General features: G+C 52.0%; 9 protein-coding genes and 1 pseudogene. All 10 read left to right on the top strand.

Going from position 1 to position 11,862, the window contains the following annotated elements; translation table 11 throughout:
• Positions 1 to 3: 3 nt before the first annotated feature.
• The 10 genes and pseudogenes from QWY80_RS11330 (at position 4) to QWY80_RS11285 (ending at position 11,851) form a co-directional block, all read left to right on the top strand.
• Positions 4 to 1,170: a rhamnosyltransferase WsaF family glycosyltransferase gene (locus QWY80_RS11330; protein ID WP_290231504.1), complete on the top strand. Its 1,167-nt coding sequence runs from the start codon at positions 4 to 6 to the stop codon at positions 1,168 to 1,170.
• Between the two features lie 7 nt (positions 1,171 to 1,177).
• Positions 1,178 to 2,203 carry a hypothetical protein gene (locus tag QWY80_RS11325; protein WP_290231502.1) on the top strand — a complete coding sequence of 342 codons (1,026 nt, stop codon included), beginning with the start codon at positions 1,178 to 1,180 and terminating at the stop codon, positions 2,201 to 2,203.
• Between the two features lie 111 nt (positions 2,204 to 2,314).
• A pseudogene (locus QWY80_RS11320) lies at positions 2,315 to 2,596 on the top strand (UDP-glucose 6-dehydrogenase); the annotation flags it as partial.
• Positions 2,597 to 2,739: 143 nt separating this feature from the next.
• The gene (locus tag QWY80_RS11315) at positions 2,740 to 3,501 is read left to right on the top strand and encodes a hypothetical protein (protein ID WP_290231500.1); all 762 of its coding nucleotides are present in this window, start codon (positions 2,740 to 2,742) and stop codon (positions 3,499 to 3,501) included.
• Between the two features lie 128 nt (positions 3,502 to 3,629).
• The gene (locus QWY80_RS11310) at positions 3,630 to 4,796 is read left to right on the top strand and encodes a nucleotide sugar dehydrogenase (RefSeq protein WP_290231498.1); all 1,167 of its coding nucleotides are present in this window, start codon (positions 3,630 to 3,632) and stop codon (positions 4,794 to 4,796) included.
• A gap of 27 nt (positions 4,797 to 4,823) precedes the next feature.
• The gene (locus tag QWY80_RS11305; protein ID WP_290231496.1) at positions 4,824 to 6,407 is read left to right on the top strand and encodes a phosphohexomutase domain-containing protein; all 1,584 of its coding nucleotides are present in this window, start codon (positions 4,824 to 4,826) and stop codon (positions 6,405 to 6,407) included.
• Complete coding sequence (locus QWY80_RS11300; protein WP_290231494.1) at positions 6,404 to 7,837, top strand: glycosyltransferase; 1,434 nt, start codon at positions 6,404 to 6,406, stop codon at positions 7,835 to 7,837. Before QWY80_RS11305 ends, QWY80_RS11300 begins: the two co-directional genes overlap by 4 nt.
• Before the next feature lie 27 nt (positions 7,838 to 7,864).
• On the top strand, positions 7,865 to 9,889 hold the full coding sequence (locus QWY80_RS11295; protein ID WP_290231491.1) for a glycosyltransferase family 2 protein: 2,025 nt from the start codon (positions 7,865 to 7,867) through the stop codon (positions 9,887 to 9,889).
• Between the two features lie 41 nt (positions 9,890 to 9,930).
• Complete coding sequence (locus QWY80_RS11290) at positions 9,931 to 10,842, top strand: glycosyltransferase (RefSeq protein WP_290231489.1); 912 nt, start codon at positions 9,931 to 9,933, stop codon at positions 10,840 to 10,842.
• A gap of 52 nt (positions 10,843 to 10,894) precedes the next feature.
• On the top strand, positions 10,895 to 11,851 hold the full coding sequence (locus QWY80_RS11285) for a hypothetical protein (protein ID WP_290231487.1): 957 nt from the start codon (positions 10,895 to 10,897) through the stop codon (positions 11,849 to 11,851).
• Positions 11,852 to 11,862 lie beyond the last annotated feature (11 nt).

The following is an 11,862-nucleotide window of genomic DNA, read 5'->3' as shown; positions in this document are numbered from 1 at the left end:
AATATGAAAAAAGGATTTGAAGAATCTGGCTTGGCAGAAGTTGCAGATGCAACTTACAGTGATGTCAAGAATAATGCGGATTGTCTGAAAGAGGGGGCTAAGCACGAGATATGTAATGATCTGATTACTTGGTTTTTACCTCCTGTCACTCATGCCTTGAAAGGTGGGGTAAGAACCGTGTTCATGCTAGCCCAGCACTTCAGTGAAGAGTGGGGCACCTTGAACAACATTGTTGTTTATTCTCATTTTGGAAAACCCTTTAATAGCCAAGAGCTCAGTGACTCTCTGCAATATTTTTTTCCGAACCTGAGGTTTTTTATTACAGTTTTCGTCAGAGGCCGGGATGACATAGATAAAATCCCGCCATCCAATGTCTCGTTTTGCACGCTCTGGACAACTGCCTATCTACAGCTGAAATATAACAAAACATCCCGAAAATTCTATCTAATGCAGGACTACGAGCCAAATTTCTATGCAGCCGGAAATCTTTTTGGCTTGATTGAACAGACATATCGTTTTGGCTTTTCGTGCATTGCGAATACTTCGGGGGTAGGAAACAAGTATAAGCAATATTCCAGTGATGTCGTCATGTTCTCTCCTGGCGTAGACCAGAAGCAGTTTAAGTTCGATGAGGAAAAAAGCAGGATTGGCCGGCCTGTCAGAATTGTCTTTTACGGAAGACCCAGTAATCCTAGGAATTGCTTTTATTTGGGCCTGGAAACATTGAAAGCTGTAAAAAGAAAACTAAAAGACAATGTGCAGATTATTTCAGTAGGGGAAGAATGGGATGAAGAGCGTTATGGTGTAGAGGGTATTGTTGAGAACTGGGGACTGCTGAAAACAATGGGTGAAGTGGCTGCCCTGTATCGCAGTTCTGATCTAGGCTTAGTGTATATGATGACGCCTCACCCTTCTTATCAACCTTTGGAATACATGGCTAGTGGCTGTGTAACTGTTACAAACCATAATGAAAATAATCAATGGTTGTTGAATGAAGAAAATGCGTTGTTAATAGAGCCTAACCCAGAAATTGCCGCTCAAAAAATCCATGATCTTGTTCGAGACAATGAACGATGGATGTCATTGAGAGAGCAGGGGCGAATCACGGTTTCTAAATTTAGCTGGGATTCGGTTTTTGAAATTGTAAAAAAAAGATTGACGTTAAGGTGAGCTCAAGATGAAGCAAATATATATTCATGTGGGTGCAGGAAAAACGGGAACCTCTGCCTTACAAGAGTTTTTTTTCATAAATCGCCATCTTCTTGATGAGAAAGGGGTGTGGGTACCTACGATCGGTGCGGTAGAGAGTAATCGGTTTATCGCGCATCATGACCTCGCAGGAGGGAGAGACAGTGCACCGATAGATCCTAGACTCCTATGGGAAAAAGTCAGAAGTGAAAGTGAAAATAAGTCATGTGTTCTTGTGTCATCAGAAATTTTCCACTCCCGCCTTCGTGGTCAATGGGGGAAAGATTTATTCTTGTGGATCAAGTCGCTTTTTTATGACTGGCGAGTTGTGTGTATTTATTATATTCGTCGACAGGATCAGTGGAATGAGAGTGCGTATGAACAATGGGTGAAAGATGGGACTCTGCGTAATGGTACAACAGTTGAAGAGTTTTCTCTCAGTTTTGCTGGGAATCAAGTGGAAGAGATTTCTAATATTAGTGAAATATTTGGGAAAGAGAATGTAGTTGTTCGCCCATATCAGAGAAAGCAAATGGTGAGCGGGTCTATATTCAGTGATTTTCTTTCGCATGTTGGAATTAAGGAAGAAGGATTTTCTTATCCTGAGAAGAATCCCAATCCAAGGTTGTCGATTGATGCATTAGAGTTTAAAAGGATGTCAAATGCAGTGCTCCAGACTAAAAAGGAAGCACAGTATTTGCTAAGACCACTTATTGAATATTCTAATGCAAAGCATAGATCTACCAGTGAGATATATCGTAGCTACACTTTGATAAGCAGGGATGTAAGAAAAGAGATTTTGGATAGGTACAGTGAAGACTATTCATACATAGCGAAAGAGTATTTGGGAAGAGAAGATGGCAACCTTTTTTATGAGGAAGAAGATAAGAAGCACGTAAGCGCTTATTTAGAGCTGGAAGAAGCTGTAAAAATCACTAGTTTTTTGTTTGTAAACATAATTAAGCGGCTAGAAAAAATTGAAAAGAGAGTTAGGTTGTTAGAGTGTGATGATTGATGTTTCTTTATCTTTTTTCTTGTTTGTGAGTGGCGCTTTATCTTTATTGGCTAAGCTCTTGCCTATGATTTTTTAGGTTTTATCATCTGGCTACAATAAGAGGGAAGGGGTTTGAATATTGCTGTCGCCGGTACAAGTTATGTAGGCCTTTCCAATGCAATGTTGCTTGCGCAACAAAACAAGGTGGTGGCGCTAGATACCGTATCGGCGAAGGTGGCACTACTTAACGATAAGAAATCACTTATCGAAGATGTGGAGATCTCTGACTTTCTAGTGAACCGTGAACTGAATTTCACAGCGACGCTGGACAAGGAAGCGGCCTATCGCGATGCTGATTTCGTGGTGATTGCCACGCCGACGGACTACGACCCGGAGACCAACTACTTCAACACAAGCGGGAAGGCACACAACCTGCATTAGCAGCGTAGGGTTTGCAGAAACCAAAGCAAAGATTATTATTCAGGTAACCAAGCTTTTCAATGTGGCATGTTTTCGATAGCTTGTCTTAATATGGTGAGGGCTGTAGAGAGTAAGTTATGAAGGTTTTTATCCACGCGGGCTCTCATAAGACGGGAACTACATCAATACAAGTATTTATAAGGGAGAATGAAGATGCATTGAAAACTGCTGGCATTTTCATACCCCAATCAGGGACGTTAAATAAAAAATCGGGTCATCATAATATCGGCTGGGAAATGAGGAATGATCCACGCTTTAAGCCGGAGCGTGGCACTATTTCAGACTTAGTGGAGGAACTGGCTCAACGATCTGAATCTACAGCAGTCTTGTCTTCGGAAGATTTTGAATATTTCGTTGACAGGCCTGATGCCCTCACAAGATTTGAAGATATACTTGTAAGTAATGGGCATGACTTAGTATATATATACTTTTTCCGAAGGGCTGATATTTATGCAGTATCTTTGTATGCAGAGCTTTTGAAGCATGGGCTTGATTATAGTTTTAGGAAATTTGCGCTGGAAGCACTTCTCAAAGAAAAAGTGGTAATTAAGAATGATTGGGTATTTTACTTCAATTGTCGCGCATTCATAAAGAAGTGGAGGAAGCATAGTCGAGGTACTATCACGACTATAAGCTATGATCATGCCGTCGGTGGCGATGGAGTGTTGCCCTCGTTTTTTTCATTCATAGAGGCTCCCGCAGAACTGATTCAATTGTCTAAGAGCGCCGAGGTAAAGAATGTCCGAAAGCCTGCTGATGTATCGAGAATAGAGAGGGCGATATTTGGATGGCTCCTGCGTAGGAGGTTCTCAAGCACCTGTCGGCTCCCGGCTGATTGACTAGAAAGGGGCCCCCACAGTCAAGCTAGTTGGAGAAGAAATGCCGCTCTCGGGAAGTTCCACAGACCGGATGCTGAATTGTTTACCGGTTCCTTAGATGATGATTAATTACATTCTTGGTGGTGTATATGAAACTTGCTATCGCTGGTACTGGATATGTAGGCCTTTCCAATGCCATGCTCTTAGCCCAGCACAATGAAGTGGTTGCACTGGATATCGTGCCAGACAAAGTGGCGCTGCTGAACGATAGGCAGTCGCCCATCGAAGATGCGGAGATCTCTGACTTTCTAGTGAACCGTGAACTGAATTTCACGGCGACCCTGGACAAGGAAGCGGCCTATTTGGGGGCAGACTTCGTGGTGATCGCCACGCCGACCGACTACGACCCGGAGACCAATTACTTCAATACGAGCAGTGTCGAGGCGGTGATCCAGGATGTGCTGGATATCAATCCCGATGCAGTGATGGTGATAAAATCCACCGTGCCGGTGGGCTTTACCGCCGAGGCATGTGAGCGGTTCGGTACCCAGAACCTGATCTTCTCGCCGGAGTTCCTACGCGAGGGAAAGGCGCTTTACGACAACCTCTATCCGTCGCGGATCATCGTCGGGGAGCGCTCCGAGCGTGCCGAGACCTTCGCTAACCTGCTCAAGCAGGGGGCCGTCAAGCAGGATGTACCGGTGCTGTTCACCAACAGCACCGAGGCGGAGGCGATTAAGCTGTTCGCCAACACCTACCTGGCGATGCGCGTGGCTTACTTCAACGAGCTGGATACCTACGCCGAGACCCACGGCCTGGACACCCGCCAGATCATCGATGGGGTGGGGCTGGACCCACGCATCGGCAGCCACTACCACAACCCCTCGTTCGGTTATGGCGGCTACTGCCTACCCAAGGACACCAAGCAGCTGCTGGCCAACTATCAGGACGTGCCCAACAACCTGATCCAGGCCATCGTCGAGGCCAACCGCACCCGCAAGGACTTCATCGCGGAATCGGTGATGCGGCGTAACCCCAAGGTGGTGGGGGTCTACCGACTGATCATGAAGTCGGGTTCCGATAACTTCCGTGCCAGCGCCATGCAGGGGGTGATGAAGCGAATCAAGGCCAAGGGCATAGAAGTGGTGGTATACGAGCCGGTACTGGACGAAGAGCAGTTTTATGGCTCTCGTGTTATCAAGGACTTGCCTGTCTTCAAGTCGCAGGCCGATGTTATTCTCGCCAACCGCATGGTCGAGGAGTTGGCTGACGTGGCTGATAAGGTCTACACCCGCGACCTGTTCGGTAGCGACTGACGACACGGATCGAAGGAGGGCGTGCCGATGGAAGAAGTGGTTAAGGCGTTCCACGAACGCCATCCGGATCCGGGGCAAGCCGATCAGCAGGTAGGCTTCGGGACCTCGGGACATCGCGGCTCATCGCTGAAGGGTAGCTTCAATGCAGACCATATCCTGGCCATCGCTCAGGCGGTGGTGGATTATCGCCGCATGGTTGGGTACACAGGTCAGCTGTTTCTCGGTCACGATACCCATGCGTTGTCCAGGCCTGCCTGGGAAGTCGCCTTGCGGGTGTTGGCCGGCAATGGCGTGGATGTTCGTATCGCCCACGACGAGGGCGTCGTGGCAACCCCGTTGGTCAGTCGCGCCATCCTGCTGCACAACGCCGAACAACCCGAATGGCTCGCCGATGGCCTGGTCATCACCCCCTCGCACAACCCTCCGGAGGATGGGGGAATCAAGTACAACCCGTCCCATGGCGGTCCCGCGGGGACGGAAGCGACTGCCTGGATCGAGCACCAGGCCAATCGCTATCTCCAGGGACAGTTGGTAGGCGTTGAGTGGGTTTCGCTTGAGCGGGCCAGGGAGCTCTCCCGGCCCTATGACTACGTTGCCGCCTATGTCGCGGCCCTCGACCAAGTGGTGGATATGCCGGCCATCGCCACAGCAGGGTTGAAGCTGGGCGTAGACCCGATGGGGGGAACGGCCCTGCCGGTATGGCAGGCGGTGGCCGAGCGCTTCGAATTGGATCTTTCCATCGTCAACACCGAGCAGGATCCCTCCTTCGTGTTCATGCCGCCGGACCACGACGGCAAGATCCGCATGGATTGCTCCAGCAGCGCCGCCATGGCCAACCTGCTCGCCATCAAGGATCAGTTCGACCTCGCCTTCGGCAATGACCCGGATGCGGATCGTCACGGCATCGTGGATGCCTTCGGGCTGATGAACCCGAACCACTTCCTGGCGGTATGCATCGACTATTTGCTCGACCATCGCCCCGAGTGGGGGAGTGAGTTGAAATTCGGCAAGACGCTGGTGTCATCCTCGATGATCGATCGCATCCTCGCCTCCCGGGGGCGCGAGTTGCACGAGGTTCCGGTTGGCTTCAAGTGGTTCGTGGATGGCTTGCATCATGGCTGGTTGGCCTTCGGCGGAGAGGAGAGCGCCGGAGCCAGCTTCCTGACGCGAAGCGGGCAGCCCTGGTCCACCGACAAGGATGGCATCATCCTGTGCCTGCTCGCCGCCGAGATCACCGCGGTGACCGGCAAGACGCCGGGTGAGTACTACCGAGAACTGGTACAGCGCCATGGCGAGCCGCACTATCTTCGTGTCGATACGCCCTGTGCCCCGGAGCGGAAGGCCGCCTTCAAGCGCCTGTCGCCCGAGAACCTCGCCATCGATTCCCTGGCCGGTGAACCCGTTCGAGAGGTGCTGACCGAGGCACCGGGGAATCAGGCCCCCATTGGTGGCGTGAAGGTGGTTACCGAGAAGGGCTGGTTCGCCGCACGGCCAAGCGGCACCGAGGCGCTCTACAAGGTCTATGCCGAGAGTTTCAAGGGAGAGTGGCACCTGGAGAAACTGGTTGGGTCAGCTCAGACGCTGATGGATCAGGTACTGGTGGCGGAATGACACCGAATCGTGCCTCCTTCCTGGCCCAAGGCAACCAGGCGTTTCGTGACGGGGATTACAAGCTAGCCACTCGCCGCTATTTGGCCGGTGCGCAGTCGTTGAATGGTCAGAGTGAGCTGTTTCCGCTTCTCGAAGCCAACCTGACCCTGGCTCGTAGACATTATCTCCGGCAACGCATGGCAGCTCGTCGGGGAGGGGCTCCCGCTCGAGTTGCGGTATGTGGTTGGGACCTGGCACACAATCCCGCTGGCCGGGTACTGACGCTGGCCGATGCCTATCGCCGCGTAACCCCCCGGGTGGAGATCATCGGTGCGATCTTCCCACGCTGGGGCCGTGATCTGTGGCCTCCCATGCAGGGTAGCAAGACGCCATGCCATAGCATCTTCGTTGAGGATGAGGCTGACTTCGTGTCCCAGGCATTGCAATTGGTGGCTGAGCATCCATACGATCTGGTGCACCTCTCGAAGCCACGCTTCCCCAATTTGGTATTCGGGCTGCTCTACTCCTTGGTATGGGGAGCTCAGGTGGTTTGGGACATCGACGATGAAGAGCTGGGCTTCGTGGCGGCGTCCGAGCCGTTACCCCTGAAACAGGCCTTGGGGGAGCTAGGGCGGTTGCCTCCGTTCAATAAACTGCATGCCAGCTATTGGACGCGATTGACGGTTGGCCAGGTGTCACGCTTCGGCGTGGCCACCGTTTCCAATCCTGCACTTCAGCAGCGCTATGGTGGCAAACTGGTCCCCCATGTGCGTGACGAAACCCGCTTTGTGCCAAGCCAAAATCGCCGGGCTCGTGCCCGTCGTCGCTGGGGGATACCGGAACATATCAAGGTGGTACTGTTCTTCGGTACGCCGCGCAGACATAAGGGGCTACTGGAAACGGCCCAGGCCATCGCTGCCTTGGGCCGAGACGATGTTTGGTTCGTGATTGTGGGTGAGTTTCCCGATGCCAGCCTGAAGAATGAACTCCAACAGGTTGAAGTTGTGAATTGCCGCTTCATTCCTGACCAGCCCTATGGTGATATTCCCGATATTGTTGCTATCGGGGATTACACAGTTCTACTTCAGGAGGGCAGTTCTCTGGTCGCTCAATTCCAGTTGCCGGCCAAGCTGGTGGATGCCTTGGCCATGGGATTGGTTGTGTTCGCCCATGTAACCCCCGCGACGCAGTGGCTTGCTGATGAAGGGGCCATTATTCCAGTAAAGCCTGAGACACTTGGGCTCGCGCTACGCAGGCAACTTGGTGAAGAGGAGCATTACGAGAAGAGAGGGAGCGATAGAAAAATTTTCCTGGAGAAGCTAAGCCTGTCTTCCTGTGAAGATACTCTAAGAGACATCGTGTCGCTACCTGTGGTAAACTCACAAAGTTGGCAAGAAAATCTCCTTCCTTTGATAAGTGGAAGAATCGAGGGGCTGCTTGTTAGTAATTAAATATTTTTCTTTTATTTGAGATAATCAATGGATCTATCTTTTTATTATCGAGTCAAGTCAGCGGTAAAGAGACGTATCCTGCGTCCGGCACTGAATAGGGCGGTGAAGTTTGTGCCTGTTTCGATTCAAGACGCTTTGGGTTTGAATCTGGAGATGGCGCCTTTCTCTCCCTTGGCGCTGGAAAAGAAGCTGTGGTCGGGGTATTCCACACATGCCTTGCAGGACCTGCACTCCATTGTCAGCGCGCGGCGCATGATGGCCGGGGTGAGGGCCGATGCCGCCTGGGCATTGGCGCGCTGGCACGCCTCCCGGGCTGAGTATGCGCTGGGTTTGCAATATGCCTTGCTGATGCGGGCGCTGGAAAGGAACCGGGCTTGGGACAAGGGCCAAGTGCTGCTGGAGGTGGACTGCCTGAATCGTCTGGGAAGGGCCGACGAGGCGCGCCGAAGCCTGTCGCATGCCATCCAGCGGCAGGGGGAATTATCCGACTACTGCCTGGCCTATTCGAACGTGCTGTGTGCCGCCGGAGCCGATGACGCCGAGCGCCTCGACTGGATCAACCGTATCCTCTCCCGTAACGGGTTCGTCGAGGTGGCGTTGCTGAACGAGCAGGCTCCGTTGGCGATCGACAACCTCCGTGGCCAAGGCGATATCCCCGGTCGGGACGGCCCCAGGGTCAGCGTATTGATGCCGGCCTATAATTCGGCCGGGACCATCGAGAAGTCGATTCGTGGCCTGCTGGCGCAATCCTGGCGAAATATCGAGATCCTGCCGGTGGATGATTGCAGTACCGACGACACCTGGGCCGTGCTGCAGGCCTTTGCCGAACGGGATCCAAGAGTGGTGCCGATTCGCCATGAGGTGAACACCGGGGCCTATGGGGCTCGCCTGACCGCCCTGACACACGCCACGGGCGACTTCATCACGGTGCACGATGCCGATGATTGGTCTCACCCCCAGAAGGTCGAGACCCAGGTCCAGGCGTTACTGACAGACGATTCGCTGGTGGCCTGCATGAGTTCCTGGTGCCGGGTGTCGCGGAACCTCTACGTCAACCGGGTCGGGGCGATTCCCGGCCCCAACCTGCAGCGCCAGAACGAATCGTCGCTGATGTTCCGGCGCTCCCTCGTCGAGAGCCTGGGCGCCTGGGACCGGGTGAGAGCGGCAGCCGACACCGAGTTTATCTGGCGTATCCAGGCCGCCCATGGCCATAAGGCGGTCAAGGTGGTGCATGAGGATGTGCCGCTTTCGTTCTCCCTGAGCCAGGAAGATTCGCTCACCCAGACTGGGCCGACCCACGTGAAGACGATCTTCTACGGCACTCGTCGGGTCTACCGCGAAGCACAGAAGTGGTGGCATCGCCATGCCGCTGCGGAAGGGGAGCTGCGTATTCTGCCGACGGACAGCGACAGGCGCTTTGCCGCCCCCCCGCATTTGCTGAGGAAGAATCCAGAACCCGGTGAGTACGACTTCCTCTTCGTGGGCGACCTGGCCTTGACGAAGGGGGTCGGCGAGCTGCAGCAGGCACTGATCGGGGCTCTTGCCGAGTCCGGCGAGTATCGGATCGGCCTCTTCCACTGGCCGAGATACGAGAAATCTGTCCATCGACCGGTCGCGAGCTATTATCAGGAACTGGCTGCCGTGGGCAAGGTCGATGTCATCGCTGCAGAGGACGCCCTGAAGGCGCAACACGTCATCGTGGCGGATGTCATTGCGACCGAGCACTTGCTGGACAGGCTGCCGACCTGGGAGGTCCAGAAGGTATGGGCCTGTGCCGGGCATTGTGATGGCAGCGACTTTCCAAACGGCCGGATAGAAAAGGAGATGGTAGAAGCCAACCTGAAATCGGCATTCGGCATGAATGCGGTCTGGTTGCCGGTGTCACGTGAAGATGCCGACAGAATGCACAACGACGATAGTTACGAGATGGTCTCTACCGTGTTCATTCCATGGCACATGGGCGAATCCGACAGTGCTATTCGTCATGAGATACGGCAGGCTCTGGACGGCCTTGCACTAGAGTCCGTTGGCGTCCAGTCGGAAGTCGAATAATTGTTTTGAATTAACTTTTTATTTTATTGGTGATTGACTTTATGACGATCAGGGCTCTTCACGATAAGGGATTGGTTGACCTGAAGATAGAGGTGCAGGACAGCAACAGCACCACCACCGTGGCGTTTGCGCTTGATAGCGGTTATCTGGATTGCCTCAAGGTTATGTTATCCAGCATGGCGGTTGCGAATACGCTGGTTGATTGCCCTATCGCGATTTATACGGATGACCCCGAGGTATTGGAAGACCCTGTGGTCAAGCTCGTTGCCGACAAGCCCGTGCTGATATCAGGAAAGAGAAAAGAAGTCATCTACACCCTGGCCAGAGATAATGTCAAACGACCTGAAAGGTCTGCGTGGAATAAGGGGACTTTTCTCAAGTGGAGCATATTCGAGGAGCAGGAAACGGAGCAGTTGCTGTTCCTTGATGTCGATATGCTGTTTCTGAATCCGGTCGAGGCTCTTCTTGACTTCTACCCCAGGAAATCCCTGCTGACGTGCCCACAGTTCCAGAGCTATCTGAAGGAGCAGAACCCGGAAGCAAACCTCCGGGCAATGTTGGAAGGAAATTTTGATGGCAATCATCTTCGCCGTATCAACTCTGGCGTGATGCTGGCGCGGAAAGATCTGCTGAGTAATGGTTTTTTTGATGAAATAACTCATTATGCCAGTCAGCGTGTGGCGATACATGAACAAGGCCTCCTGAGCGATTTTTTCAAGGGAAAATCGGGCACGCATCGGATGGTGTCATCGGCATATAATTTCCAGGAGCACTACTTGAATGCCGTGTCCCCGGATGTGCAGGAAAAGTTGTTGAATGATATTGCAATACTGCATTATGCGGGAGGCAACAAGCCATGGACGGTACCTACCTCTAAGCTAAAGCAGAGGAAGTCCCTGAACCTATGGCACACCCACAAGGACAATGCCGCAAAAATCATCGAATTTTCCTGATTTTCCGGCCTTACATGATGGCTGAACCATTTTCTGGTTTGAGTGCTGTGGGATGAAAAAACTAGTCATACATATTGGTGCCAAGAAAACCGGCAGCACGACACTGCAAGCCGCGCTAAAGGAGAATGCCAGGCTGCTATCGGTGGAGGGGGTCTTTGTTTCCAAGATATGCGGTGCCACTGAAGATCTATGGGCTACGAGACCCTACATGGCTTGCCATGTCGAAAAGAGTAGAGAACGGATTATCCAGTGGTTCGACGGCGCGAGAAAATTCCAGTCGAAAGGCGCACCCTTGGCGATTCTCACGGCTGAATCATTCTCGGACCTCACCCTAGATGAGATCCTGAGTTTTAAAGACGATATTCCCGATATCTTTGATGATATCAAGGTCGTGTTTTACGTAAGAAGGCAGGATCTTTCAGCGGTAAGTCACTATAGTACCGCTTTGAAAGGAGGAGGGGATTCCAAGTCTCTCATGTCCAAGAAGATGGGGAAAAGAGGAAGGCGACCCTTTTCGTATGGAACCATTGCTTCGGACTGGGCCAGTGCATTCGGAAAAGAGAATGTGTTGGTAAGGCGTTATGTTGAAGGTAGGGTAGGCGGATGGGATATCGTAAAGGACTTTTTGGATCTCTTCGATATACCTTTTGATAGCCATGATCTGAAATACTCATCAAGAAACAAGTCTCTTGGCCGAGTCGAGGCGGCGTGCCTGAGAAGATACAATGAAATGGTCAAGAAGGGAGATATCGTATATAGCCAGAAAGTAAAGAGTGAAATATTAAAAAAGGCCCGCTCTTATGGTGACAATGCCGAAAAAGTGCCTTTCCCGAAGAAAGCTCATGCGTATCGGTTCTTTAGAAGTTTTGATGATGAGAACAGGCGGCTGAAGGACATGTTTTTCCCTGATTCTGAGTTCCTTTTTGATGAAGATTTTGGTATGTATCCCGAGGTTCAGTGTGATATCGATACATATGTCAAGGAAGATGTTTTTGGCAGTCAGGAGTAGTTGTTCGTTGT

Source organism: Halomonas ramblicola (assembly GCF_030409215.1).
GTDB classification, from domain to species: Bacteria; Pseudomonadota; Gammaproteobacteria; order Pseudomonadales; family Halomonadaceae; genus Halomonas; species Halomonas ramblicola.
Note: the sequence above shows the minus strand (reverse complement) of the source record. Positions and strands in the feature narration are given on the sequence as shown.